Annotated in this window: 22 protein-coding genes; 17 read left to right on the top strand and 5 right to left on the bottom strand. The window is 71.9% G+C overall.

What is annotated here, in order from left to right:
• The first annotated feature begins 14 nt into the window (after window positions 1-14).
• From ABT061_RS10935 to ABT061_RS10875, 13 genes are all read left to right on the top strand, one after another.
• Window positions 15-1691, top strand: coding sequence for an ABC transporter substrate-binding protein (locus tag ABT061_RS10935; RefSeq protein WP_350915112.1), 1677 nt, complete (start codon window positions 15-17; stop codon window positions 1689-1691).
• A 3-nt stretch (window positions 1692-1694) separates the two neighbouring features.
• Window positions 1695-2705 carry an ABC transporter permease gene (locus tag ABT061_RS10930; protein ID WP_350915110.1) on the top strand — a complete coding sequence of 337 codons (1011 nt, stop codon included), beginning with the start codon at window positions 1695-1697 and terminating at the stop codon, window positions 2703-2705.
• Window positions 2705-3556 carry an ABC transporter permease gene (locus tag ABT061_RS10925; RefSeq protein WP_350915109.1) on the top strand — a complete coding sequence of 284 codons (852 nt, stop codon included), beginning with the start codon at window positions 2705-2707 and terminating at the stop codon, window positions 3554-3556. Before ABT061_RS10930 ends, ABT061_RS10925 begins: the two co-directional genes overlap by 1 nt.
• 6 nt (window positions 3557-3562) lie before the next feature.
• Window positions 3563-5575: a dipeptide ABC transporter ATP-binding protein gene (locus ABT061_RS10920; protein ID WP_350915107.1), complete on the top strand. Its 2013-nt coding sequence runs from the start codon at window positions 3563-3565 to the stop codon at window positions 5573-5575.
• 8 nt (window positions 5576-5583) lie between these two features.
• A complete protein-coding gene (locus ABT061_RS10915) occupies window positions 5584-7641 on the top strand; it encodes a hydantoinase/oxoprolinase family protein (RefSeq protein WP_350915105.1) in 2058 nt (685 codons plus the stop codon).
• Window positions 7638-9314 (top strand): hydantoinase B/oxoprolinase family protein, encoded by a 1677-nt coding sequence (locus ABT061_RS10910; protein ID WP_350915103.1) that lies wholly within the window; start codon window positions 7638-7640, stop codon window positions 9312-9314. Before ABT061_RS10915 ends, ABT061_RS10910 begins: the two co-directional genes overlap by 4 nt.
• A complete protein-coding gene (locus ABT061_RS10905; protein WP_350915101.1) occupies window positions 9307-11019 on the top strand; it encodes a hydantoinase B/oxoprolinase family protein in 1713 nt (570 codons plus the stop codon). Before ABT061_RS10910 ends, ABT061_RS10905 begins: the two co-directional genes overlap by 8 nt.
• Window positions 11016-12290 carry an amidohydrolase family protein gene (locus ABT061_RS10900; protein WP_350915099.1) on the top strand — a complete coding sequence of 425 codons (1275 nt, stop codon included), beginning with the start codon at window positions 11016-11018 and terminating at the stop codon, window positions 12288-12290. Before ABT061_RS10905 ends, ABT061_RS10900 begins: the two co-directional genes overlap by 4 nt.
• Window positions 12291-12339: 49 nt before the next feature.
• Window positions 12340-12765 (top strand): DUF4440 domain-containing protein, encoded by a 426-nt coding sequence (locus tag ABT061_RS10895; RefSeq protein WP_350915097.1) that lies wholly within the window; start codon window positions 12340-12342, stop codon window positions 12763-12765.
• Window positions 12762-13142: a TIGR04076 family protein gene (locus tag ABT061_RS10890; protein WP_350915095.1), complete on the top strand. Its 381-nt coding sequence runs from the start codon at window positions 12762-12764 to the stop codon at window positions 13140-13142. Before ABT061_RS10895 ends, ABT061_RS10890 begins: the two co-directional genes overlap by 4 nt.
• Before the next feature lie 12 nt (window positions 13143-13154).
• Window positions 13155-14174, top strand: coding sequence for an LLM class flavin-dependent oxidoreductase (locus ABT061_RS10885; RefSeq protein ID WP_350915093.1), 1020 nt, complete (start codon window positions 13155-13157; stop codon window positions 14172-14174).
• Between the two features lie 387 nt (window positions 14175-14561).
• Window positions 14562-15878: a kynureninase gene (gene kynU, locus ABT061_RS10880; protein ID WP_350915091.1), complete on the top strand. Its 1317-nt coding sequence runs from the start codon at window positions 14562-14564 to the stop codon at window positions 15876-15878.
• Window positions 15875-17215 carry an FAD-dependent oxidoreductase gene (locus ABT061_RS10875; protein ID WP_350915089.1) on the top strand — a complete coding sequence of 447 codons (1341 nt, stop codon included), beginning with the start codon at window positions 15875-15877 and terminating at the stop codon, window positions 17213-17215. The genes kynU and ABT061_RS10875 overlap by 4 nt, the downstream gene beginning before the upstream one ends.
• A gap of 102 nt (window positions 17216-17317) precedes the next feature.
• Here the strand turns inward: ABT061_RS10875 and ABT061_RS10870 are convergent, their stop codons facing one another.
• The 4 genes from ABT061_RS10870 to iscB form a co-directional block, all read right to left on the bottom strand.
• On the bottom strand, window positions 17318-17947 hold the full coding sequence (locus ABT061_RS10870) for a helix-turn-helix domain-containing protein (protein ID WP_051753275.1): 630 nt from the start codon (window positions 17945-17947) through the stop codon (window positions 17318-17320).
• Window positions 17948-18075: 128 nt separating this feature from the next.
• A complete protein-coding gene (locus ABT061_RS10865) occupies window positions 18076-18735 on the bottom strand; it encodes a DUF47 domain-containing protein (RefSeq protein ID WP_350915087.1) in 660 nt (219 codons plus the stop codon).
• Window positions 18732-19712 carry an inorganic phosphate transporter gene (locus ABT061_RS10860; protein WP_350915085.1) on the bottom strand — a complete coding sequence of 327 codons (981 nt, stop codon included), beginning with the start codon at window positions 19710-19712 and terminating at the stop codon, window positions 18732-18734. Before ABT061_RS10860 ends, ABT061_RS10865 begins: the two co-directional genes overlap by 4 nt.
• Window positions 19713-19779: 67 nt before the next feature.
• Window positions 19780-21135, bottom strand: coding sequence for an RNA-guided endonuclease IscB (gene iscB, locus ABT061_RS10855; protein ID WP_350915083.1), 1356 nt, complete (start codon window positions 21133-21135; stop codon window positions 19780-19782).
• A 678-nt stretch (window positions 21136-21813) separates the two neighbouring features.
• On the opposite strand from iscB, the gene ABT061_RS10850 reads away from it, so the two are divergent.
• The 4 genes from ABT061_RS10850 (at window position 21814) to ABT061_RS10835 (ending at window position 25886) form a co-directional block, all read left to right on the top strand.
• Window positions 21814-22512, top strand: coding sequence for a RibD family protein (locus ABT061_RS10850; RefSeq protein WP_350915081.1), 699 nt, complete (start codon window positions 21814-21816; stop codon window positions 22510-22512).
• A 26-nt stretch (window positions 22513-22538) separates the two neighbouring features.
• On the top strand, window positions 22539-23036 hold the full coding sequence (locus ABT061_RS10845; protein WP_350915079.1) for a cytidine/deoxycytidylate deaminase family protein: 498 nt from the start codon (window positions 22539-22541) through the stop codon (window positions 23034-23036).
• A 400-nt stretch (window positions 23037-23436) separates the two neighbouring features.
• A complete protein-coding gene (locus tag ABT061_RS10840; protein ID WP_350915077.1) occupies window positions 23437-24660 on the top strand; it encodes a glycosyltransferase family 9 protein in 1224 nt (407 codons plus the stop codon).
• Window positions 24657-25886, top strand: a complete 1230-nt coding sequence (locus tag ABT061_RS10835) for a glycosyltransferase family 9 protein (protein WP_350915075.1) — start codon at window positions 24657-24659, stop codon at window positions 25884-25886. The genes ABT061_RS10840 and ABT061_RS10835 overlap by 4 nt, the downstream gene beginning before the upstream one ends.
• 595 nt (window positions 25887-26481) lie before the next feature.
• Here ABT061_RS10835 and ABT061_RS10830 read toward each other — a convergent pair.
• Window positions 26482-26985, bottom strand: coding sequence for a GNAT family N-acetyltransferase (locus ABT061_RS10830; RefSeq protein ID WP_350915073.1), 504 nt, complete (start codon window positions 26983-26985; stop codon window positions 26482-26484).
• Window positions 26986-26996: the final 11 nt, after the last annotated feature.

Raw genomic sequence — 26996 nt, 5'->3', positions numbered from 1 at the left:
CCTGGAGGACTGCCGTGCCCGGCTTCTCTCGTCCCAACGGTCCGGGATCCCCGGCGCTGTCCCGCCGCTCGGTCCTGCAGCTCGGCAGCGGGGTCGCCCTCCTCCTGGCGACCGGATGCGCCGCCGGCACCACGGGGGGCGGCGGATCCACCGCGCCCGCGGCGAGCACCGCCCCCGGCGGGGCCCCGGGCGCCTCGAAGCTGCGGATCGCGGTGAGCAGCTACCTGAGCAGCTGGGACCAGGACTTCGTCGGGTTCGACCTGACCGCCCTGATGCTCTACAAGAACGTCTTCCCCTACATGGTCGACTACGGGGTCACCTCGGTCGGCGACGGCCAGATCCTCGACACCGAGGCCATCGCCCCCACCTTCGCCGAGTCCTTCGAGCCCGACGCCGACAACAAGGTCTGGACCCTCAAGCTGCGCAAGGGCGTCAAGTTCGCCAGCGGCAACGAGATGACCGCCAAGGACGTCAAGTGGTCCAAGGACCGCGCGTTCGCCGCGAAGGCCAACGTGGCCGGCGTCTACCGGCTGATCGGGCTCACCAAGGCCGACCAGATCGAGGTGGTCGACGACTACACGGTGACGTTCACCCAGGCCTTCCCCAGTGCGCTGACCCGGCAGATCCAGGCCATCTCGCTGTACGTCTTCGACTCCGAGGAGGCGAAGAAGCACGCCACCGACGCCGACCCCTGGGCCAAGGAGTGGTTCGCCAAGAACCCCCCGACCGGCGGCTACTTCAACGTGGAGAAGGCGGTCCAGGGCCAGGAGATCGTGCTCACCGCCAACGCCGGCTACCCGGGCACCGACGGCGCCAAGAGCTCCGAGATCAGGCTGAGCGTGGTGCCCGCGGCCTCCAACCAGCGCCTGCAACTGCAGAACGGCGACATCGACGTCGCCTTCGGCATCGGCCAGCGCGACATCAAGGACCTCAAGTCCACGAAGGGCATCAAGGTCATCTCCGCGCCGAGCAACAACCAGCTCGCCATCCAGATGTCGGTGACCACCGCCCCCTTCGACGACCCCGCGGTGCGCAGGGCGCTCGCCCACGCGGTGCCGTACGAGCAGATCATCGCCAACGTCTACGGTGGCGACGCACGGGCGGCCAAGAGCGTCGTCCCGCTGGACATGCCCGGCTACTCCGAGACCGGCTACCCCTACGCCTACGACGTCGCCAAGGCCAAGGAGGCGCTGGCCGCGGCGGGCAAGACCTCGATCACCTCCGAGCTGGTCTTCCAGACCGACAGCGAGGAGCAGCAGCAGATCGCCGTGCTCGTGCAGAGCGAGGCCAGGAAGGCCGGCATCGAGCTGAAGCTCACCCCGCTCGACCCCGCCACGCTCGGCGAGCGCAGGGCGAAGAAGAACATCCCCCTGCAGATCACCCTGGGCCAGCTCTGGGTCAACGACGTGGAGTACATGCTCGGCACCAGCTTCACCAAGGGCGCCAGCCTCAACTACTCCAACTACGTCAACTCCGAGGTCGAGAAGATCTTCGAGGAGTCCCACACCGTCGTCGACGCGGCCGAGCGTGCCAAGCTCTGGCAGCGCGTGCAGGAGATCCTGGCCGAGGACGTGCCATGGGTCGTCATCTGCCAGCCCAACTTCAACCTCCCCGTCCGGGAAGAGGTGGCGGGATGGGTCCAGCCGATGGACGGCCTGGCCCGGCTGCGCTACCTGAGCACCTCCTCCTGATCCATGCGTATCCTCCGGTTCGTCCTCAGGCGGCTGTTCCAGCTCGTCCCGGTGCTCCTCGGGGTGGTCGTGCTGACCTTCCTGCTCGTCAGGGTCCTGCCGGGTGACCCGATCCGTACCATCCTCGGCCCCAACGCCACGGAGGCGGACGCCGCCGCGGCGCGGGCCAGGTTCGGGCTGGACCGGCCCCTGTGGCAGCAGTTCCTCGACTACGTCGGGGGACTGTTCACCGGTGACTTCGGCACCTCCATCCAGAGCGGTGCCCCGGTGGGCTCGGAGATGGCCCTGCGGGTGGGGCCGACCATGGAACTCGTGGTGATCGCGCTGGCCGTGGCGCTGGTGCTGGCGGTGGTGCTCGGCATCTGGTCGGCCAGGCACGCGGGCCGGTTCGGCGACCACACGGTCCGTGTCGCGGCGCTCATCGGCAACTCGGTACCGGAGTTCTGGCTCGGCCTGGTGCTGGTCCTGGTGGGCTACAGCGTGCTGGGCTGGTTCCCGGCACCCAGCGGCCGGGTGGATCCCGACACCGAGCTGAACCTGATCACCGGTGCCGACCTGCTCGACGCGGCGCTGACCGCCAACGGCCCAGCGTTCGTCTCCGCACTGGAGCACCTCGCGCTGCCGGTGGCCACGCTGGTCATCGTCATCGTCGCGCCACTGCTGCGCAGCGTCCGGGCCTCCGCGCTCGAGGTACTGGCCTCCGAGGCGTACACGGCCGCCGCCGCGCACGGCCTGAAGGACCGGCTGCTGCTCCGCGGCTACCTGGTGCGGGCCACGCTGGTGCGGCTTCCCGCGCTGGCGGCCCTGGTGTTCGGCTTCTCCATCGGCTCGACGGTCCTCGTGGAGTACGTCTTCTCCTGGCAGGGCTTCGGGCAGTGGGCGCTGCGCGGCCTGCTCTACCGGGACTACCCGGTGGTTCAGGCGTCGGTGCTCGTGATCGCGCTGTTCTACGTGGTGGTCTTCCTCATCGCCGACGTGGTCCACGCGATCCTCGACCCGAGAGTGAGGATCTGATGGCCGCAGCGCCACGAGCCCGGGAGGCGGGCGCGGACCGTCGCTTCGCGTCGTCCCTGATCACGGTGGGCTCCGCCATCCTGGCCGTGGTCGCGGTGGCCGTCCTGTTCGCGCCGCTGCTGAGCTCCTGGGGTCCCGAGGAGATCGACCCCCTCGCCTCCCTCGCCCCGCCGGGCGGCGCGCACCTGCTGGGCACCGACCTCAACGGCATGGACGTGTGGAGCCGGGTCCTGCACGCCGCCCGGCTCGACGTCGGCATCGCCGTCGCCGCGGTCGCCCTGGCCGTGGTCGCGGGCAGCCTCGTCGGCCTGGTCGCCGGATACCGGGGAGGCTGGGCCGACGACGTGCTGATGCGGGTGCTCGACGTCTTCCAGGCGTTCCCCACCTTCATCCTGGCCCTGGCGGTGGCCGCGCTGCTCGGTGGCGGCACGGCGAACCTGATCGCGGTCATCGCCCTGGTGAACGCACCCGCCTACGCCCGGCTGGTCCGCGCCGAGGTGCGCTCCATCAGGGAGCTGCCCTTCGTGGAGGCGTCCCGCACCTCCGGCTCCTCCTTCTGGGGGGTGCTCTGGCGGCACGTACTGCCCAACAGCCTGACGCCGGTGCGGGTCATCGCCCCGCTGAACTGCGGCTGGGCCATGCTCACCCTGGCCGGGCTGTCCTTCCTGGGACTCGGCGTGCCGCTGCCCACCGCGGAGTGGGGCGCCATGATCAGCCTCGGTTCCGGTGACGTCGTCGCGGGCCGGTGGTGGACCTCGGTCCCGCCCGGCCTCTTCCTGCTGATCTGCGTCCTGGGCTTCAGCCTCCTCGGTGAGGGCCTGCAGGAACGCGCCGACTCCACAAGGAGGTGACAGACGATGACACTCCTGTCGATCGAGGACCTCTCCGTCGTGATCCGGCGGCCGGGACGCCGGGTCGCCGCGCTGAGCGGGGTGAACCTGAGCGTCGAGCCGGGCGAGGTGGTCGGCCTGGTCGGTGAGAGCGGCGGCGGCAAGAGCATGGTGGCCCGCTCGATCGTGGGCCTGCTGCCCGGCGGCTCCCAGACGACCGGACGGGTCATGTTCGACGGCGCCGACGTGCTGACGATGGACGCCGCCGAGCTGGAGGCCTTCCGCGGGCACGGCGCCGCGATCTGCTTCCAGAACCCGCGCGGCGCGCTCAGCCCCACCCGTACCGTCGGCCGCCAGCTCGTCGACCGGCTGGTCACCCACCGGTCGCTGGCCCCGGCTCCGGCCAGGGAGGTCGCCGCCGAGCTGTTCGAGTCGGTCGGCATCCGCAGCCCGAGGCGCCGCCTGGACGCCTACCCGCACGAGCTCTCCGGCGGCATGGCGCAGCGCGTCATGATCTCGCTGGCCACCGGGTGCGCGCCCGGCCTGCTGATCGCCGACGAGCCCACCACCGGGCTGGACGTCACGCTCACCAGGGAGATCCTCAACCGGTTCCGGCTCGCCGCGAACGCGGAGCGGCGCGGTGTGCTGCTGATCTCCCACGACCTGGCGTCGATCGCGGAGGTCTGCGACCGCGTCGTGGTGCTGTACGCGGGGACGGTGGTGGAGAGCGGCCCAGGCCCGCAGGTGCTCCACGAGCCCGCCCACCCCTACACGCGGGCGCTGCTGCGCTCGGTGCCCGACATCGACGGGCGCCCGGTGACCGCGACCCCCGGCGCGATGCCGCTGCTGACCGAGGCGCCGTCATCCTGCCCGTTCGCGCCGCGCTGCGCGCACGCGACACAGCTGTGCACGGCGGACCTGCCCGTCGCCGGGCCCCTGGCCATGGACTGGAGCGCCGCCTGCTTCCACCCCCGCTCGGGCCCACTCGACGACCCCGCCGAGCCGCCGGTCCCCGCGGAGACCCCGCCCGCGGGAACGGCCCCGTCCGCCGGTACGGCCACCTCGCCCGGTGCGCGGGAGAGCGTGCTGCGCATCGAGGACGCACACGTCGTCTACCGCAGCCGCTTCGGCGGCGGGGGGCACCACGCGCTGCGCGGGGTCAGCCTCAGCGTCGCCGCGGGCGAGCGGCTGGGCGTCGTCGGGGAGAGCGGCTGCGGTAAGAGCACCCTGGCCAGGCTGATGCTCGGCCTGGTGCAGCCCTCGCGGGGCAGGGTCGAGGTGGCCGGTCACGCCCTGTCCGAGCTGCGCGGCGCCCGGCTGCGCCGGCTGCGTACCCGCGCCCAGCTGGTCTTCCAGGACCCGATCGGGTCGCTCAGTCCCCGGCGGACCGTGCAGGACGCGATCGGCGAGCCGCTGCGCGCCGCCGGGGTGCCCGCCGCGGAGCGCGCCTCGCGCGTCGCCCGCGCCCTGGAGCGGATGGAACTGGACCCGTCGATCCTGGAGCGGCGCCCGCACGAACTGTCCGGCGGGCAGGCGCAGCGCGTCGGCATCGCCCGCGCGCTCGTCGGCGAACCCGACCTGATCGTCTTCGATGAGCCGACCTCGGCGCTTGACGTCACGGTACAGGCGCAGATCCTGAAGGTGATCGCCGAGGTGAGCGGCGACAGCTCGCGTGGCTCGGTCTTCATCTCCCACGACCTGGCCACCGTGCGGGGGTTCTGCGACCGCGTCGTGGTGCTCTACCTGGGACGGATCGTCGAGGAGGGGCCGGTGGAAGAGGTCTTCGGCAACCCCGGGCACCCCTACACCAGGGCGCTGCTGTCCAGTGCCCCCAGCCTCGGCGCCGGTTACGGCGGCCCGCAGGTCGAGTTGACCAAGGATCTGGAGGAGGCGGACGCCGCCGGGGGCTGCGCCCTCGCGCCGCGCTGCCCCTTCGCGACAGACGAATGCGGAGAGCAGGAGCAGGAGCTCCGCCCGTACGACGCGAGCCTGGTCGCCTGCCACCGCGCCGCCGAGATCCCCGCGCTGATCGAAAGGTGACACCCTCAATGCCCGACCCGAAGCACATCCGTCTGGCCGTCGACATCGGCGGCACCTTCGTCGACGCGATGGAGCTGAACACCCGCACTAATGAGGTGCGTTTCAGGAAGGCCTCGACCACCCCGGCCCGCCCCTGGGAGGGCGTGCTCGACGCGGTCACCGCGCTCGGTACCGACCTGTCGGAGGTGGAGCTGTTCATCCACGGCACCACCCTGGGCCTCAACGCGGTCCTGGAACGGCGCGGTGAGCCGACGGGGATCATCACCAACGACGGCTTCCGCGACATCTTCCTGATCGGCCGGGGCAACGTGCCCGCCGACCACATGTACGACTTCCAGTACGAGCGCCCCGAGAGCCTCGTGCGGCGCCGTCACACCGCGGGGGTGCGGGGACGGCTCGACCACCGGGGCCGCGTGGTCGAGGAGCTCGACGCCGAGGGGGTCAGGGAGGCGGCCCGGGTCCTGGTCGAGGAGGAGGGCGTGGTGTCGATCGCCGTCTGCTTCCTGCACTCCTTCCTCGACCCCTCCCACGAGCGCCAGGCCGCCCGGATCATCCGCGAGGCGTACCCGGACGTGACGGTCTCGCTCTCCACCGACATCGTCAGGGAGTACCGCGAGTACGAGCGGACCAGCACGACGGTCCTCGACGCCTACATCCGGCCGATCTTCGAGAGGTACGTCGACAGGCTGGAGCACGGGCTGGCCGAGCGCGGGTTCGGCGGGCAGTTCCTGATCATGAGGTCCGGCGGCGGTTCCATGACGTCCTCCGTGGCCAAGACCTCCCCGACGCACACGGTGCTGTCGGGCCCGGCGGGCGGCATCGTCGGCGCGGCGCACCTCGCCGCCGCCCTCGGCCGCCGGGACCTGCTCACCTTCGACATCGGCGGCACCTCGCTGGACGCGTGCGTGATCGAGCACGGGTCCCCGGTGGCCGCCTACGAGGCGCAGCTGGAGCACTTCCCGCTGCTGATCCCCACTTACGACATCCGCACGATAGGGGCCGGAGGGGGCTCGATCGCGTGGTTGGAGAGGGGATTGCTCAAGGTGGGTCCGCACAGTGCGGGTGCCGACCCCGGCCCGGTGTGTTACGGCCGGGGCGGCACCCGCCCCACTGTCACCGACGCGGCGGTGGTCCTCGGCTACGTGGACCCGGGCCGTTTCCTGGCCGGGACCATGGACCTGCACGCCGACGCCGCTCGCGCGGCGCTCGACGAGCAGGTGGCCCGGCCCCTGGGGCTGAGCACGGAGGCCGCCGCGGCGGGCGTCTTCGACGTGCTGCTGGCCAAGACCGTCGGCGCGGTCCGGCAGATCACCGTCGAGCGGGGGCACGACCCCCGGGGCTTCTCGCTGCTCGCGTTCGGCGGGGCCGGACCGCTGCTCGCCCCGCTGCTCGCGGCGGAGATGGGCATCGGCGAGGTCATCGTGCCGTTCGCGCCGTCCGGGTTCTCCGCCTGGGGCATGCTCAGCGCCGACATCGTCGACGACTTCTCCCGCACGGTGATGGCCACCCTGGACGACGCGGACCTCGACGAGCTGGAGACGATCTTCAAGGGCATCGAGGCCGAGGCCGTCGACTCCCTGGAGGCGCAGCGGGTCGCGGCCGGGCGCATGGTCCTTGAGCGCCAGTTCGAGCTGCGCTACCTGGGGCAGGAGCACTCGCTCATTGTCACCGCGGGCCGCGACCTCGACCGGGACGCGATCAGGCGGGCGTTCGAGGAGACCCACGTGGCGCGCTACGGCCATGCCATGGACAACCGGCTGCAGATCCTCAACCTGCGGGTGCGCGGCATCGGCCGCACCGACCGGCCGGAGTTGGTGGTGCGCCCGCCGGGCGACGGCGACGCGGGCCGGGCACTGTTCGCCCGCAGGGACGCCTACGACTTCGGCACCCGGGCCACGGCGTCGTTCGCCGTCTACGACCGCGCGCTGCTGGAGCCGGGCGACGCGTTCGACGGACCCGCCCTCGTCGACGAGGGCACCTCGACCACCGTGGTCCCCTCGGGGCAGCGGGTCGAGGTCGACGAGCACGGTTACCTGCTGGTCAGGCTTGTGGAGGTGGCATCGTGACCGAGCAACCGGGCGAGACCCTTGACGGGGCGACCGCCGAGGTGGTGCGCAGCTACCTGCTCGCCGCGGCGGAGGAGATGCGGGCCACGCTGATCCGTACGTCGTTCAACCCGGTCATCTACGAGGTCCACGACTTCGGCATGTCGATGTACGACGCGGACCTGCGGCTGATCGCCGAGGCCACCGGGCTCACCTTCTTCCTCGGCGCCAACGACTTCTCCCTGCGCAAGGGGGTGGAGTACGTGGGGCGGGAGAACCTGCGTCCGGGTGATGTGGTGCTGCTGAACTATCCGTACTGGAACGCGGCGCACGCTTATGACGCGACGTTGTTCTCGCCGGTGTTCCTGGGTTCTGAGCTGGTGGGTTTTCTGTGTGTGCGGGCTCACTGGATGGATCTGGGGGCCAAGGATCCGGGGTATGTGCTGGATTCCACGGACATGCATCAGGAGGGGATCATCTTTCCCGGGACGAAGGTGTTCTCGGGGGGTAAGCCGAACCGGGAGATCATCGAGTTGATCCGGTTCAACTCGCGGATGCCGGATCTGGTGATCGGTGATCTGAACGCGCAGGTCGCCGCGTTGCGCACCGGCGAGCGCCGGTTCCTGGAGATCCTGGAGAAGTTCGGCCGCCCGACGGTGGAGGCCGCCGTCGGGCGGATGATCGAGGACGGCGAGGCGCGCACCCGTGCCGCCCTCGCCGAGCTGCCGCAGGGCTCGTGGACCGCGGTCGACTGGGTCGACGACGACGGCATCACCGAGGACCCGGTCCGCATGCAGGTCACCGTCACCATCGCCGACGGCACCTTCACCGTGGACTTCGACGGTTCCGCGCCGGCCACGCCCGGTCCCATCAACATGCCGTTCGGCGCCACCGAGGCGATCTGCAAGGTGGTCCTCAAGTCGCTCACCTCGCCCGACGAGCCGTCCAACTTCGGCACGACCGTGCCCCTGCGGGTGCGGGCCGAGCCCGGCACGCTCTTCCACGCCGTCTACCCGCAGCCGACGTTCACCCTGTGGACCGGCATCGTCGCGGTCGAGCTCATTCTGAAGGCGCTGGCGCAGGGCATGCCGGACCGGTTGCCCGCCTCCTCCGGAGGGGACGTGCCGGGGTTCATGATGGTCGGGATCCACCCGGAGACCGGGCAGATGTTCGCGGTCAGCAACAACGACCCGGTCGGCTGGGGCGCCACCCCCTCCCATGACGGCATGAACGCCGCCACCCACGTCTCGGGCAGCACCGGGAGGATCACCCCGATCGAGGTCCTGGAGGCGCGGACCGGGATGTTCTTCGAGCGGATGGAGATGCGCGAGGACTCCGGTGGTGCCGGGCGGTTCCGCGGTGGGGTGGGTTTGCGGAGGGACATCCGGTTCGTCACGGAGGGGGAGTTCCTGTCGGTCATCAAGAAGACGCGGTCGCGGCCGTGGGCGCTGGAGGGCGGGCTGGAGCCCGAGCCCAACCAGGTGGTGGTCTTCCCCGAGACCGAGCGTGAGCATCGGGTCAGTACCAAGCGGACCAGGGTGCGGGTCGGTGACCGGATCAGGTTGCTGACCGCCGGGGGTGGCGGGCACGGGGATCCGTGCGAGCGCGATCCGGAACTGGTCCGCCGCGACGTCGCCGAGGGTTACGTCTCTCCCGACGCCGCCCGCAGGATCTACGGGATCGACGATGTCTGAGACGGTGCCTGAGACGGTCGCCGATCGGTCCGTTACGGCTCTGCCGCGGGTGGACGGCGCGACGGTCGAGGTGGTGCGCAGCCATCTCGCCTCGGCCGCCGAGGAGATGCGGGCCACGCTCGTACGTACCGCCTTCAATCCGGTCATCTACGAGGTCTTCGACTTCGGCATCTCCGTCTACGACTCCGGCCTGCGCCTGGTCGCCGAGTCGACGGGGCTGAGCCGCTTCCTCGGCGCCAACGACTACTCCATCCGCAAGGGGGTGGAGTACGTGGGGCGGGAGAACCTGCGTCCGGGTGATGTGGTGCTGCTGAACTATCCGTACTGGAACGCGGCGCACGCCTATGACGCGACGTTGTTCTCGCCGGTGTTCCTGGGTTCTGAGCTGGTGGGTTTTCTGTGTGTGCGGGCTCACTGGATGGATCTGGGGGCCAAGGATCCGGGGTATGTGCTGGATTCCACGGACATGCATCAGGAGGGGATCATCTTTCCCGGGACGAAGGTGTTCTCGGGGGGTAAGCCGAACCGGGAGATCATCGAGTTGATCCGGTTCAACTCGCGGATGCCGGATCTGGTGATCGGTGATCTGAACGCGCAGGTCGCCGCGTTGCGCACCGGCGAGCGCCGCGTCCAGGAGTTGTACGCCCGCTACGGCAGGGCGGTCGTCGAGTCCGTCATCGAGACCGTGGTCGAGGCCGCCGCCGAGGCGGCGGCCGAGGCCGTCGCCCGCCTCCCGCAGGGGTCGTGGACCGCGGTCGACTGGCTGGACGACGACGGCATCACCGAGGACCCGATCCGGATGCAGGTCACCGTCACCGTCGCCGACGGCGCCTTCACCGTCGACTTCGCCGGGTCGTCCGGCGCGACCGCCGGGCCGGTCAACCTCCCGCTCGGCGCGACCATCGCGACCTGCCGGGTCGCGTTCAAGGCGATCACCACCCCGGGGGAGCAGACCAACGCCGGGCACTTCGCCCCCCTGCGGGTGCGGGCCGAGCCTGGAACGCTCTTCCATGCCGTCTACCCGGCGGCGACCTTCACCCAGTGGACGGGGACCGTCGCCCTGGAACTGATCTACAAGGCGCTGGCGCAGGGCATGCCGGACCGGTTGCCCGCCTCCTCCGGAGGGGACGTGCCGGGGTTCATGATGGTCGGGATCCACCCGGAGACCGGGCAGATGTTCGCGGTCAGCAACAACGACCCGGTCGGCTGGGGCGCCACCCCCTCCCACGACGGCATGAACGCCGCCAACCACCTGTGCCAGACCCAGGCCCGCAACACCCCCGTCGAGGTCCTGGAGGCCAAGACCGGGATGTTCTTCGAACGCGTCGAGATGCGCGAGGACTCGAGCGGTGCCGGGCGGTTCCGTGGTGGGGTGGGTTTGCGAAGGGACATCCGGTTCGTCACGGAGGGGGAGTTCCTGTCGGTCATCAAGAAGACGCGGTCGCGGCCGTGGGCGCTGGAGGGCGGGCTGGAGCCCGAGCCCAACCAGGTGGTGGTCTTCCCCGAGACCGAGCGTGAGCATCGGGTCAGTACCAAGCGGACCAGGGTGCGGGTCGGTGACCGGATCAGGTTGCTGACCGCCGGGGGTGGCGGGCACGGGGATCCGTGCGAGCGCGATCCGGAACTGGTCCGCCGCGACGTCGCCGAGGGTTACGTCTCTCCCGACGCCGCCCGCAGGATCTACGGGATCGAGGCCGTCCGATGAACGACGTGGTCATTGTCAACTGCACGGTCACCGACGCCCGCGCCGGCGGTGCTCCGTCGGCCAATGCGTCGGCCGGGGCTCCGAAGGGCGCCGAGGGGCGGATCGCGGACGCGGCGGTGTGGATCCGGGACGACCGGATCGCGGCCGTGGGTCCTCGCGAGCAGGTCCTGGAGCGGGTGGGGGAGACCCCGCGGCTCGATCTCGACGGCGCGTACGTCACCCCCGGCCTGGTCAACATGCACACCCACCTGTCCCTGTCGCTGCCGGGCCAGGGAGGCGACAGCGTCAAGAACATGACGGCGCACGAACTCGTCCTCTACATGGCCGACGGTGCCCGTCGTACTCTGCACTGCGGGGTCACCACGGTGCGGTGCGTGGCCGAGAAGGAGCACGCCGACTTCGCGCTGCGCCGGGCCATCGAGTCGGGCAGGGCGACCGGGCCGCGCATCTTCACGGCGGGCCAGGCCCTGGTCTGCACCGGCGGCCACGGCCACGAGGCGAGCGACACCATGGAGTGCGACGGAGTCGACGGGTTCCGGCGCGGGGTGCGTACCCAGGTCAAGGCGGGTGCCGACCTCATCAAGATCATGATCTCCGGTGGCATCGCCGGGGAGCACGAGAGCATCGACACCCCGCAGTTGTTCTCCGACGAGATGGCGGCGGCGCTGCAGACCGCGCACGCCTGGGGCCGGAAGGTCACCGCGCACGCGGGGCCGGCGGCGGTGATCGCCGAGGCCGTCGAGCTGGGCCTCGACTGCGTGGAGCACGGCTACCAGCTCACCCCCGAGGTCGCGAAGAGGATGGCCGAGCGCGGCACGGCCCTGGTGCCGACGCTGCTCGTCACCCGCTGCAAGGAGTTCTTCGACGAGCTCGGGGTGCCGCAGTGGATGCAGTGCCGCTCGCTCGGCGCGGGTCCCCGGCATCTGGAGAGCTACGCCATGGCCCTCGACGCCGGGGTGGAGGTCCTGCTGGGCAGCGACATGCCGCCGTTCTGGGACTTCGAGGGGACCAACGCCTCGGTACGCGAGCTGGAGTGCATGTCCGAGGGAGGTCTCGGCCCGGCGGGAGCGCTCTACGCGGGCACGCTCGGCCCGGTGCGCTGGCTCGGCGCCGACGCCGACCTCGGCACCGTCGAGGTCGGCAAGTACGCGGACCTCATCGCCATGGACGCGGATCCGCTCGCGGACACCTCGGCCTTCCGGGGGGTCCGCTGGGTGATGAAGGGCGGCCGGGTCGTCCGCGACGACCGGTCGGGATGGGAGAAGCAGTGAACGCGGTTTTCCCGGGGTCTGAAGACCGGGGCATCTGGGTGAGGTACCGGTGAACGGCCCGATGAACGGCTCGACGAACGGCTCTGTGAACGACGCGGAGGCCGCCGCGATCGCGGCGGGCATCGACGACATGTACGACGCCTTCCTCGCGGCGGACCGGCGCCGGTTCGACAGCCACCTGCACGCCGAGGTGACCACCTGGGAGACGCACCTGCCGGGACCGCTGCGTACCCGGTCGGAGCTCGACGCCTACCGCGACGAGAGGGACGGCTCGGGTGCCCGTCCCGCACTCGACAGGCTGGCGGCCGAGGACAAGCGGATCGACGTGTGGGGCGACGCCGGGGTGGCGCGCTACCTGCTCGTCGCCGAGGCGCCGGGTGAACCCGCGCAGTACAGCCGGGTGACCGACGTGCTGCGCAGGACCGGCGGCGACTGGCTCATCGTGCACCACCACTCCGAACTGCTCGTGCCATGAGCGGGGGCACGGGCGAGGACATCGGCGAGGGCACGGGCGAGCGAGGGGCGGGCATGGCGGACGACGGCGACATGGAACTGTACGACCTGCGGGTCGTGGTCGACCGCATCGAGGGCAGATCCGTCTGCGGCATGGAGGTGGGCGACTGCTTCACGCTGGAGCGGAGCGCGCACCTGCGCCTCCCCGACGGTGAGCACTTCTGCGTCTACGCGCTCGCCTCGGTCCTGCCGTTCCTCGCCGCCAAGCAGCGCGACCTCGCCCAGGGCGACTGGCTGGCACAGGACTCCCACTTCAGCTGCCCCGACCCGGAGGAGCGGCTGGTGATGCGGGTCGAGCGGACCCGCCGCCGCCGGATGAACTCCGCCGACCTGACCTGAGGTGATCCCCCGATGAGCACTACCGAGATCGGTCTGGGCCTGCAGAGCGACAAGCGGGCCGGTGACTACGCGCGGCTCGCGCGCCGCGCCGAGGAGCACGGCTTCGACGTGCTGAGCGTGTTCGGCGACCTGATGTACCAGCCGCCGATCTTCCCGCTGCTGGAGATGGCCGCCGCCACCGAGAGGGTGCGGCTCGGCGCGGCCTGCCTCAACCCGTACTCGGCGGCGCCGTACGAGATCGCCGGGCAACTCGCCGCCCTTGACCTGGCCTCACACGGCCGCGCCTACCTGGGCCTGGCACGCGGTACCTGGCTCGGCGCCGTGGGCATCGCCCAGCCACGGCCGCTGACCGCGCTGGCGGAGGCCGTCGAGGTGGTCTACCGGCTGCTGGCCGGCGACGCCGGAGGGTTCGAGGGGGAGATGTTCCGCCTGGCGCCTGGCACCCGGCTGCGCTACCCCGTACACCGCACCCGGCCGCCGCTGCTGCTCGGCGCGTGGGGGCCGAAGGGCGCGGCGCTGGCCGGGCGGATCGCCGACGAGATCAAGGTGGGCGGCAGCGCGAACCCGGCGATGGTCGGGGTGATCGGTGAGCGGGTCGCGGCCGGGGCGACGGCGGCCGGACGTGACCCGGGCGAGGTGGGCGTCGTCCTGGGCGCGGTGACGGTCGTGGACGTCGACGGTGCCGCGGCCAGAGCCAGGGCGCGCAGCGAGGTCGCCATGTACCTCGCGGTGGTCGCCGACCTCGACCCGACCGTGGAGATCCCCGCCGACCTGCTCGGCCGGGTCAAGGAACTGGTCGACGACGGCAGGGACGAGGCCGCCGGGCGGCTGATCCCCGACGACCTGCTCGACCTGTTCGCCTTCTCCGGTGACCCGGAGCAGGTCGCCGCGCAGGCACAGGCCCTCATCGACGCGGGCGCGCACCGGGTGGAGTTCGGCACGCCGCACGGTCTCACCGACGACCGTGGCGTGGAGTTGCTGGGCACCGAGGTGCTGCCGCTGCTGAACCGCTCAGCGAGGGGGGCGGCGTAGCTGTTCCGTCCCGTGGATCCGACCGGCCGCGACAGGCAGGGAGGCCAAGAGAGGCAGGGCCTGACCGTGGTGCCTTCGGGTGACGCTCCGTCATCCTGAAACCGGATCCCCGTAGAACCTTTCGTCTGCAAAGCGCACTGCCCGAATCATCTCGTACTCCTAATTTCACTTGAGTTCAGCATGAGTGAACATTGGCGGGGAAGAAGGAGACGATGTGACGAGCGAGCGTGCCGGAGGTCCGGCGATCAGGACGTCGGCGTGATGGCCACGCGGGCCGGGGACCTCCGTGATCCGAGCGGAACCGGCTCGGCAGGACCCGGCCGGGGTGGACCTGACCAGGGCGGATCCGACGGTTCCGCCGGGCGCGGCGCGTCGCGCGCTCCCGGCGTGTTCGGCGAGGACGGCGAGTTCGGCGAGCGGGCGGCGCTGGCGGCCGACGCCGAGGACTCGGTCTGCCGTCGCGAGGAGTTCCTGCTGCCGCCCGCCCCCGCCTCCTGCCGATACCCCGAGGTCGCCTACTTCGCGGGCAACTCGCTCGGCCTGCAGCCCCGCGCCGTCCGCGCCGCGCTCGCCGCCGAGCTGGACGACTGGGCGCTGCACGCGGTCGAGGGGCACCACCGGGCGGCACACCCCTGGCTGCCCTACCACGCCGAGCTGCGTGAGGACGCCGCCGCGCTGGTGGGCGCGGCCCCCGAGGAGACCGTGGTGATGAACTCCCTCACGGTCAACCTGCACCTGATGATGGCCACCTTCTACCGCCCGGCGGGCGAGCGCACCCGCATCGTCATCGAGGACCACGCCTTCTCCTCGGACAGCTACGCGGTGCGCAGCCAGGCGGTCCACCACGGCCTCGACCCCGACGAGACGGTGGTCCGGCTGCGCCCCCGCCCCGGCGAGGACTGCCTGCGCACCGAGGACATCGTGGACTACCTGGCCCGCGAGGGACACCGGGTGGCGCTCGTGCTCCTCGGCGGGGTCAACTACCTGACCGGAGAGTTCCTCGACATCCCCGCCGTCACCGCCGCCGGTCACGCGGCCGGCTGCGTCGTCGGCTGGGACCTCGCGCACGCCGCGGGGAACGTGCCGCTGGCGCTGCACGACTGGGACGTGGACTTCGCGGCCTGGTGCTCGTACAAGTACCTCAACGCCGGTCCCGGCGCCGTCGCGGGCTGCTTCGTGCACCGGCGCCACGTGACCGACCCCGAGCTGCCCCGGCTGGCCGGGTGGTGGAGCACCGAGCAGGCGACCCGCTTCGAGATGCGGCCCGAGCTCGTCCCCGTGCCCACCGCCGACGCCTGGCAGATCTCCAACCCGCCGATCCTGGCCATGGCCCCGGTCAGGGTCTCGCTGCGGATGTTCGCCGAGACCGGGATGGCGGCGCTGAGGGAGCGGAGCCTGGCGCTCACCGGCTACCTGGAGCGGCTGCTCGCCGAGGTCGTCCGCGACCGCCCGCTGGAGATCGTCACGCCCGCCGACCCGGCCAGGCGCGGAGCGCAGCTCTCCCTGCGGGTGATCGGGGGTACGGACGTCGCGGACGCCACCGACGCCGCGACCCTTGCCACCCGGCTGCACGAGGTGCACGGCGTCCTCGCCGACGTGCGGCGGCCGGACGTCATCCGGCTGGCCCCCGTGCCGATGTACTCCACGTTCCACGACTGCTGGCGGGCGGCCGCCGCGCTCGCCGAGGAGGTGAACCCGGTATGAGCTCCCGTGGCGAGGTCGCCGTGGTCGGCGCCGGGCTGGTCGGCTGCCTGACGGCCTGCTACCTGGCCCGCCGAGGCTACGAGGTCACCCTGTACGAGCGCAGGCCCGACCCGCGCCAGGCCACGCCGGAGCGCGGGCGCTCGATCAACCTGGCGATCTCCGAGCGGGGGATCGACGCGCTGCGCCGGATCGGGCTGGAGGAGGCGGTGCTGAAGGCCGCGCTGCCGATGCCGGGCCGGATGGTGCACGCCCCGGACGGCACGCTCAACTTCCAGCCGTACAGCGCCGGAGGGCAGCGGGCGATCAACTCCATCAGCCGCTCCGAGCTCAACCGCACGCTGCTGGAGGCGGCCCTCGCCATGCCCGGGGTCCGCGCCCTCTTCGAGCACCGGCTGACCGGGCTCGACGTCGACTCGGGGCGGATGGACTTCGACACGCCCACCGGGCCCGTCACCCACGGCGCCCCGGTCGTGCTCGGCGCCGACGGCGCCTACAGCGCGGTACGCGGGCGGCTGCAACTGCTGCCCGGCTTCGACTTCAGCCAGGACTACCTCGACTACGGCTACAAGGAGCTGACGATCCCGGCGCGCGACGGCGGGTTCGCCCTCGATCCCGGCGCGCTGCACATCTGGCCGCGCGGCAAGGCGATGATGATCGCGCTGCCCAACCCGGACAGGTCCTTCACCTGCACGCTGTTCTGGCCCAAGTCGGGGCCCGGCAGCTTCGAGGAACTGGACACCGCGGAGCGGTTCGAGGAGTTCTTCGCCGCCAACTACGCCGACGCCCGCGCGCTCATGCCCGACCTCGCCGGAGACTACGCCCACAACCCGATCGGGCACCTGGTCACCGTGCGGGCGCACCCCTGGCAGGTGCGCGGCACCGGTGCCGTGGTCGGCCTGCTCGGCGACGCCGCCCACGCCATCGTCCCCTTCTACGGCCAGGGCGCCAACTGCGGCTTCGAGGACTGCGTGGAGCTCGACCGCTGCCTACAGGAGACCGGCGACGACTTCCCCGAGGCCCTCGCCCGGTACGGTGCCCGCCGCAAGGAGCACGCCGACACCATCGCCGAACTCGCGCTCGCCAACTTCGTCGAGATGCGCGACAAGGTCGCCTCCCGGACGTTCCTACTGGGCAAGCGCGTCGAGCACGGCCTGGAGCGGCTGCTGCCCGGCCGCTACACCTCGCGCTACGAGCTCGTCTCGTTCAGCACCGTGCCGTACGCCGAGATCCAGCCGCGCATCTCCCGCCAGCGCCGGGCGGTCGCCGCCGGGGCGCTCGGCGCGCTGGCCGCGGTCGGGCTGGCCGCGTCGGCGATCCGCGCCCTGCGCCGTCACTGACCGTGGCCCCGCGAGTCCTGGTCGCGCGGGAGGGGAGGGGCCCGTAGGTCATCGGCGGTCACCCCACCACTCGCGAGGCGAGAGCGCGGGCGGCGGAGAAGGTCAGAACAGCCGGGGGGTCACCACGGACACGACGGTGGTGACCCGGTCGGTGTCGTTGAACATGCTGTGCGGGACCGTCGACCTCAGGTGGACACTGTCGCCCGGATGCAGCCGGTGCTCGACGCCGTCGACCTCGTACAGCAGCTCGCCCTCCAGCACGAAGGCGAACTCCTCACCGGCGTGCCCGTAGGAGTTCTCCCGCCTGCCGCCGGGTGCGATGTGCACCAGCAGCGGTTCGAGCACCAGGTTCGGCCCCCTGGCCGAGAGCATGCGGTAGGTCTGCTGGCCCGAGATGTACTCGGTGGCGGCCGTCGCGGAGCGGGTGAGCGTGAAGTGGCTCGGCAGCGGGGAGACCGATGGCTGCCTCTCCTCGGTCTCCCCCTCCGGCGGCGCGTCGTTGAAGAACTCCGCCACGCTCCGGTCGAGCGCCGTGGCCACGCTGTTGAGCGCGGTCAGGCCGATGGAGGAGATGCCCCGCTCGACCTGGGAGAGGAACCCGATGGAGAGCCCGGAGTGGGTGGCGAGACCGCGCAACGTCAGGCCGCGCTCCTTGCGGAACTGCCGCATCCGGGCTCCGACGGCGTCTTGGCGGTCCGGCTCCTCACCGCCATGACGCTCCGATGTGCCCACCCGCGGCTCCCTCCGTCAAGCGGCGTGGCCGCCTGTTCGCTCTAGCTAAACATATTTCATAACAAGAGTCGTCCTTCGTCAAAAGGGAGTGGGGAATGGCGGACGGTGATGGGTAAGGCGGCGCGGTTTCAGTGGCTCCGCTTGAGCATCGCGTCCGCGAGCGCGTCGGCGGCCTCGCCGAGCCGGCGGCCCACCGCGTCGAGCCGTGACAGCAGCTCGCGCCTGCGCAGGGTGTCCATGTCCAGCGGCTCGGCGAACAGCTCGGCGAGCCGGGCCTGGTAGAGCTGGCGGACCCGGCTGCACGCCTTGCGCGTGTCCAGCACGGCCATGGTGACCGAGCCCGGGGCGTCGATCATCTTCAGCACGGCGCCCTCCAGCTCGTCGAGGCCGTCGATCACCGCCTGCAGGGGCTCGACCGCGAACCGCAGGTCCTCCGGACCGAACAGGTCGAGCTCGCGCACATAGTCACGGAGCTGGTCCAGCACGTCGTCGATCGAGCGCGAGAGCCGGAACAGGTCCTCCCTGTCGATGGGGGTCGCCAGCACCCGCCGCAGTATCCGCACCAGCTCGGCCCGCGCCTCGTCCCCCTCGTGCTCCACCTCCGCCATCCGGGCGCGCGCGGCGGACCGCTCGACCTCGCCGGCCGCGGTCGAGCGGGCCAGTTCGGCGCCCGCCCGCGCGACGGCGACCTGGCTCCGCACCAGTCCGACGACCCGCCGCCCCGACCTGCCGCGCAGGTCGTCCCAGGCGCGCGCGAACCTCCGGGTGCGGCCGTCCTTGCCGCTCACATCAGTCTCAGCGCGAGACCGCCGAGGCAGCCCAGCGCCATCGACGATGGCAGCGTGACCAGCCATGCCGTACCCACGTTCACGACGCCCTGCCATCGCACTCTCCTCATTCCCTCACTTGCCGCCGAGCCGACCACCCCTGCGGTGATCGACTGAGTCATGCTCACCGGGCTTCCCAGAGCCGAGCTGCCGAGGACGGCGCCGGTGGCCGCCGCCTCCGCGGAGACGATGTGCAGCGGGCGGGTGATGACCAGCCCACGGCCCAGCCGCCCGCCGACACGGATCAGGCTGGTCAGCGCGCCGGCGAGGAAGAGCGCCACCAGGACCGCCATCCACGCCGGCGGGACCTCGATGGGGCCGACCCCGCCGAGCCCGCCGCGGCCCACGCCGACCGCCACGCTCACCACCGCGATCATCTTCTGTCCGTCGTTCAGCGCGTACGCCACGCACTGGGCCGTGTAGGCCAGCAGGTGGGTGCCGGACACCAGCCGCGACATGCGGCGGTAGGAGGGCACCCGGCGCGAGACGGCCCCCAGCAGGTAGCCCAGGATCAACCCGGCCACGGGTGCGCAGGCCCCGATCGCCAGGACGGTGCCCAGGTCGGTCCAGGAGACCGGTAGTCCGGCACCGAGCCCCGCGCCGCCGATGCCTCCGATCACCGCGAGGGTCAGGCTGGTCGGCAGCCCTCTGCCGGTCAGCACCGTGACCACCGCCACCGCGATCACCACCCCCACCAGGAACGCCGCCGCGCCGCCGCTCGTGCCGAGCCCGGCCAGCCGCTCGGTGAAGGTGCGCGCGACGGTCACCCCCAGCAGGTAGGGGACGGCGAAGAGCACGACCACCAGGATCGTGGCGGCGGCCCATCCGGGGAAGCGGGGGAACCTGAGCCCGAGACCGATGAGGGTGGCGCCGTCGTTGGCACCGCTGACCAGCACGAAAAGGATCGCCACGGCGGCGAACGCCAGAGTCCATCCCATCAGAGGCGGTGCCGCCGGTCGTGCTCGGCGCCTGCTGGACACTCGCGTACCGGGTGGCCCGCCGTCATCAGTTACCTTCAGCGTGGAGGCCCGGTCCTTCAGGGCCGGGAGGAAACGCGGCACGGTGCCGCACTTCTGGGTGGGTGGTGTAGCCGTAGCCGTCTGCTCGTTGGAGCAGCCGGACGTGGCGGTGGTGGATGCCCTGCACGGTGCCGTGCCGGGTGGTGATGTTGAAACTGCCGGTGCTGCGGACCGCGACACGGCCGGAGTGGACACCGGTCTTCTTGCCGCTCGGGACGACGGCGCGGACCAGGTCGCCGGTGGCGAACCCCTTGACCTGCTTGGTCCGGGGTAGCCGCAGCCGGGGGAAGCCGTAACGGTCGGTGCGGGTGCGGGCGTAGGTGCCGCGGCCGGTCGCCGTGACCACCAGGACCGTCGAGGGCCAGGCGGTGACGGTCTCCAGGTGGCCGACGTGCAACGCGTCAAGGGTGTGTGACTTCGGCGCTTGGGTGCGGGAGCGGTTCCACTTTGTGCGGCCTCCGGAGGAGGTGTGAACGGGCAGAGCGGTCGCCACCAGTGCCCGCCATAGCGCCCACCTGGTGGTGTTGACGGCGGCTGCGTCTCGCAGCGGAGTCTTCGCCTGCTTGAGGATCTTCGCCAGGAGGGCGGGCTTGCCTTTCAGGAACTCCTCCACCGGGGTGGCGTTCTTGCCTTGGTTGCACGGGATGCACGCCAGGGTCAGGTTGCTGATCCGGTCGGAGCCGCCCCGGGAACGCGGGTGGATGTGGTCGAGGTTGAGCGGCACGTCCTGCTTGCCGCAGTACGCACACACCCGGCCCCACTTGGCCAGCAGGTATTCGCGGACTTCGTACCCGGCGAGGGTGCCCTGCTGGTATTCCGCTCCTTCGAGCGGCCGGCCCGCCGACATGCTGTGGGTGTCGAACGCGACCCGCTCCACGTGCACGGCAGTGACCGGCGCCCAACGGGTGAGCCGGGTCACCCACGACATGGTGGTGTCGACGCGGTGTTGCAGGGACGGCGCGAGCCATCCCTGCGGCTTGGTGCGGTTGAGGAACCGGGGGGAGCGGTAGCGCAGGTTCGCGCTACGGCGTCGCCGTCGATACCGCGAGCGGGCGGTGAGCTTGTCGCGGATCGCTGCGCCCCGGTGGTCGAGCTGGAGCGCGTATCTGCCGGTCCGGCTCCCGTCGTGGCCGGTGAACACGGCCAGGCCGGTGTGCTTGGAGCCGGGGTCGATACCGACCTGCAGGCCTGTCACGGTGGAGTCGGCAGCCGACCGGTCTTTGAGGCGGATGACGAACGGGGTGTGACGGGCCACGACCGCTCGCCCGGCCGCCAGCAGGCGGCGGGCGCGGGCGGGGTGGCAGGGGTCGAGCGGGTGGCCGCGGGCGTCCAGGACGAACACGACGGGGTGAACCTCACGGTTCGCTCCCTCGGGCGCCGAGGCGCCCTTGGGGTGACGCCGGTGCGGCGGTGCGGCCGGACCGGTCTCCCCTCGCCCATGGTGAACACCAGGTACCGCCTGGCGGCGGTGTCCGTGAGCCGTTTCGTGCCCACCCTCGGGCGTGTCTGCTCCCACGGATTCCAGAGCGGCAGGCTGAGGAAGCACCTGCCGGTGGGTCTGCGATCTCGTGTTCAACGTAGCCATCAAAACGCACCTCCTTGAGCTGATGACTAGGGCTGGTCAACGCGGGGCTTGTCAAGCGCATCGCTGCACCTCAAGCCCCCTCCTGCAGGAGAGGGTCGTTGACGTGCCTTCCCCGCCCCGGCCGGTGTCGGTCGTGCGGACGGTGGTTCCCGGCGGCACACCGGGGTCGTGGAGGTGGCGGCCGATCGGCTCCTCGACAGGAGCGGAGCAGGCGCCTTTGTGACCAAGGTCCGGCAGAACCGCACGCATGATGAACTCCTCACCCCGGGAAGCTTCAGTTTCAGGTTAACAGAAGGTAAACAGATGGGGGCGTGTGCCGATATGTCAGGGCGGTCTGTCATGGCGGTCCACCAGGGGAAACCGGGAGTGCCGACAGTGCGGGGAAGGTGGGCGCCGCCGCGAGCGGGCCGGGCGGGAGGTTGTTACGATCGGCCGGTGCCTGACCAGGGGAGGCGGGGAGTGGGCGAGCGCCCGTACGTGCTGCTGAGCTGCGCGATGTCCGTCGACGGCTACATCGACGACCGCACGCCGCAGCGGCTGCTGCTCTCCAACGACGAGGACTTCGACCGGGTCGACGAGGTCCGCGCCGGCTGCGACGCGATCCTGGTCGGGGCGGGCACCGTCCGCCGCGACAACCCCCGGCTCCTGGTCAGGTCGCCGGAGCGCGGGCGGGAGCGGGTCGCGCGCGGCCTGCCGCCGTCCCCCGCGAAGGTGACGCTGACCGCCACCGGGAACCTCGACCCGGCCGCCGCCTTCTTCACCGCCGGTGACGCGGAGAAGATCGTGTACGCCGCGTCGCCCGCCGTGGCGAAACTCGCCGCCCGCCTCGCGGGGGCCGCGGAGGTGGTCGACGCGGGAGAGCCGATCGACCTCGGCCGGGTCCTCGCCGACCTGTACGGGCGGGGAGTGCGCCGTCTGATGGTCGAGGGCGGCACCTCCGTCCACACCCGTTTCCTGCGCCAGGACCTCGTGGACGAGCTCCACCTCGTCGTCGCCCCGTTCTTCGTCGGGGACTCCGCCGCCCCGCGTTTCGTCCTGGACGGGGACTTCCCCCGGGACCGCCACCGCAGAATGGACCTGGCGGAGGTACGCAGGATGGGCGACGTCACCCTGCTGCGCTACCGGCTGGCCTGACACGCACCGTCTACCGGGAGGTCCGGATGAACGACCACGACTGGCTGGGGCTGGCGTGCGACCTGGCGAGGCTGTGCCCGCCCTCCGAGACGGCCTTCTCCGTCGGCGCCGTGGTCGTCTCCGAGGACGGCGAGGAGATCTCCCGCGGCTACTCGCGGGAGGGCGACCCCCACGTCCACGCGGAGGAGTCGGCGCTCGGCAAGATCTCCCCGGACGATCCCAGGCTGGCCGGGGCCACGGTCTACAGCAGCCTGGAGCCGTGCAGCGCGCGCAGGTCGCGCCCCAGGACCTGCACCCGCCTGATCCTGGACAGCGGCGTCCGGCGAGTGGTGCTGGCGTGGCGGGAGCCGCTGCTCTTCGTCGACTGCCACGGGGCCGAGGAACTCGCGGGGGCGGGGGTGACCGTGGTGGAGATCCCCGAGCTGGCGGACCGCGCCCGCGAGCCCAACGCGCACCTCCTCCCCGATGCCCCCGACGCACCCGATGCCCCCGGCGTCCCTGACGCCCCCGGCATCCCCGGCTGACCGGCTTCCCGCCCCCACTTCGGGCCCTTCGCTTCTCGCGGTGGGGGCTGTGGTCGCGGGGCGGCCTCGGCCGGCACCCACCGGGCTGCGCGAGCCGGCCGCCTCGTCCCCTGTCTCGCGCGGTGCTTCGCCCGGGCCGGCGTCCCGCTCGCTGCCCGGCGGAGAGGGCTGGTAATCCTCAAAACAATTACTTGTAGTGATAAAAGCGGTCGGCCGATGCTCTTAACTACCTCTATATCCGATTTTTCGGTTTAAGGGGCGCCACTCTCGGTAGTCACTAGATATCGAATGAGAGGCCCGGCTCCATGAGGTTTCTTGGAAAAAACACGATATTTCGTGATTTAACGACCGCTCCGTTGGCGGCTCACGTACCGCATCCAGGGCGCGCCGGAGGCCGGCGGTGACCGGCACCGTTCTCGTCGCCCGCCTGGACAACGCGGGCGACGTCCTGCTGGCGGGGCCCGCGATCCGCGCGGTGGCCGCGGAGGCGCGGCAGGTCGTGCTGCTCACCGGGCCGCGGGGCCGGCCCGCGGGCGAGCTGCTGCCGGGGGTGTCGCGGGTGGTGGAGTGGCGCGCGCCGTGGATCGACCCCACCGCGCCGCCGGTGACCGGCCCGCACGTGCTGAGACTGCTGCGGACCATCCGGGACACGGCTCCCGAACAGGCGCTGATCCTCACCTCGTTCCACCAGTCCGCGTTGCCGCTGGCCCTGATACTCAGGCTGGCGGGTACGCCGAGGGTCGCCGCCGTCTCCATCGACGACCCGGGCTCGCTGCTCGACGTACGGCACGTCGTCGACGAGGAGGTGGACGTGCCGGAGAGCGAGCGCATGCTCGGACTGGCCAGGGCGGCGGGGTTCGAGCTCCCGCACGGAGATTCGGGGGGGCTCGCCGTACGGCACCCGTTGCCCGAGGTCCGCCACCTCACCGGGCCACCGGGTTACGTGGTCGTACATCCCGGCACCTCGGTCCCCGCCAGGGCATGGCCCGCGGAGCGGTGGGCGCGCGCGGTTCAGGACCTCGTCCGCTCGGGCCGCAGGGTCGTCGTGACCGGTGGCCAGGACGAGCACGGGCTCACCGCGCGGATCGCCGCGGGTGCCGGGCAGCACGGTCTGTCGCCGGGACCCGTCTTCGCGGGCGGCTGGATGGGCGGGGGACCCGCCCGGCTGCGCGGCTGGAGGGTGGACGAGCCCGCCTTCACCGCCGGCTGGGTCGACGGGACGTGTGCCGCGACGGGCGGCCGGAACTGGAACGGCCCCCCGGCCACGTACGGCGGGCAGCGGGGAAGGTCCGTCGTCGACCTGGGCGGCAGGACCACCTTTCCCGAACTCGCCGCGGTGCTCGCCGGGGCGTGCGCCCTGGTCGTCGCGGACGCGGGGCCCGCCCACCTCGCGGCGGCGGTCGGCACGCCGGTCGTCAGCCTGTTCGCCCCCCTGGCCCCCGCCGCCCGCTGGGCGCCGTACGGCGTGCCGGTCGTGATCCTCGGTGACCAGCGGGCCCCCTGCCGGGTGACCCGGGAAGGTGCCTGCGCCGTCGCCGGTCATCCCTGCCTGTCGTCGGTGCCGAGCGCGCGGGTCGTCGAGGCGGTCGACCACCTGACCTCCATCAAGGAGACGATCAGATGAGCACCGCTCCGGCCTGCGTGAGTCTCCGCGAGACCGGTGCCGGCGACGGAGGGCGGAGCGCCCCCGCCGGGCCCGAGGCGGACCGCCCGGTCATGGTGGTACTGCGCGGGCTGGGACTCGGTGACCTGCTCACCGCGGTCCCCGCCCTGCGCGCCCTGCGCCGCTCCCACCCCGGCCACCGGATCGTGCTGGCCGCGCCTTCCGCGCTGGCGCCCCTGGTGCCGCTGATCGGCGCGGTGGACGAGGTGTGCGACGTGTCGGGGCCCGGTCACGTACCGCCGCTCGGCCGGCGCGTGGACATCGCGGTCAACCTGCACGGCGCCGGCCCGCGCGGTATCGCCGCGCTCCACCGCACCGGCCCGGCCCGGCTGCTGACCCACTCCCACCCCGCCTTCCCCGGCGCGCGCGGACCGGTCTGGCGGGACGGCGTGCACGAGGTGCGGCGCTGGTGCGACCTGCTCGCCTGGTACGGCATCACGGCCGACCCCGCCGATCTGGGGCTCCGGCGTCTCGCCTCTCGCGAGGAGGAGTCCCGGCCCGTCGTCATCCACCCCGGGGCCGGGTACCCGGCCAGGCGCTGGCCGCCGGAGCGGTTCGCGCTGGTGGCCGCGGACCTGCGGAGGAACGGGCACGAGGTGGTGGTCACCGGGAGCGCGGGGGAGCGGGACCTCGCCGAGCGGGTGGCCATGCTCGCCGGGCTGCCGCCTTCGTGCGTGCTCGCCGGGCGCACCGGGCTGCGCGAGCTGGCCGCGCTGGTGGCCAGGGCCAGGCTGGTGGTCTGCGGGGACACCGGGGTGACCCATCTGGCGGCCGCGTTCGCCACGCCCTCCGTGGCGCTGTTCGGCCCCGTCGCACCCGCCGTGTGGGGACCTCCGGAGACGGGACCGCACGTCGTCCTGTGGGCGGGCGGCCACGGCGACCCCTACGCCTACCGGCCCGATCCGGGTCTGCTGGAAATCGGCGTCCGGGACGTCCTCGGCGCCGCGGCACGGCTGCTGGAGGCGGCGCCCCGGGCGTGGCGCGGGTCAGGCCTGGCCGTGGGCGTCGGCTCGGACCAGGCGCAGGAAGGCCTTGAGCCCGGTGATGACCTCGTGGTTGTCGGTGAGACCGTCCACGGTGTCCTCGAAACGCCGGGCGAGCCCGGTGATCCGGCGCTCCAGGGCCTCGTCGCCGTTGCGCAGGTCGGCGCCGAGCGTCTCGACGTCGTCCCGGAGCCGCTCGGCTGACCTGGTCAGCGCGGTCACCTCGGCGGCCAGGTCGTCCACCCTGGCGACGAGCGAGACGATGTCCTCGCGGGGGTGGTATGCCTCCTTCATCAGCGTGGTGACCCGCTCGCGCAGGTGGGACAGGTAGGCGCCGGCCGGCCGGAAGCAGGTGCTCAGCAGGTAGAAACCGGCGAAGTAGTAGCCCACGAAGGCGCCGGACAGGTAGGTGATGACGGCCAGGAGCACCGCGGAGACGATGTGGCCGCCGATGGCGAACCGGCGCATCCGCCCGGCGATCTCCAGCGCCTCGGCCTCGTGCCCCTCGGGCACCCGGATGCCGCGCTCCCTGGACACGTGGATCTCGTGGACCACCTGGCGCGCCCCGAAGTAGAGGTTCCACGGCAGGGTGAGGAGCACGATCAACCAGACGAGGCTGATCGCGCCGAGCCCGAGCGACAGGAACGTGGCGAGCGGGACGTCGGCGTACACGAGCAGCCATGCCGCGACCACCGTGCTGACGAGCGCGACCAGGAAGATCCACCATTTCATGACCCGAGGATTTCGAGGATCGACAAGCCGGGGGAGAGCGTACGCACTCAGCGGCGGCTGAGCACTCCTACTCAGGTTCGCGTCCGCCGTATCTCCAGACGATCTCCCCGTCCACCCGGTCGCCGGTCGGTACCAGCCCTGCCCCGCGGGCCACGGCCGACGAGGCGGCGTGGTCGGGATGGATGGTGGCGACGACGGCCGTGCCGCGAGCCCTGAGCCAGTCGACGAGGGCGACCGCGGCCTCCCCGGCGATGCCCCGGCCCTGCCAGTGGGTTCCCACCACCCAGGCCACGGCCGCGTGGTCGCGGGTCACCGTCGCCTGGACGTAACCGACCAGCCGACCTGGGCCGTCGAGGCGGATCACCCAGTTGAGCCACGACTCGTCCCGGCCCGGTGGCGGCCCGGCGACCAGGCGGGCGTAGCGGTCGCGGAGTTGTTCGGGGGGCTCCGGAGAGCCACCGATGAAGGTGTGCAGGGCCGGATCGCCGAGCACCTCGGCCATCTCGGCCGCGTGGCGCACCGCCAGCGGTTCGAGCGTGAGCCGGGCGGTCCTGATGGTTTCGGTGTCCATGGCCGGACGAG

This window comes from Streptosporangium sp. NPDC002544 (assembly GCF_040295965.1).
Classification (GTDB): Bacteria; Actinomycetota; Actinomycetes; order Streptosporangiales; family Streptosporangiaceae; genus Streptosporangium.
The sequence above is the reverse complement of the archived record's forward strand: the minus strand, read 5'-3'. Positions and strand labels throughout refer to the sequence as shown.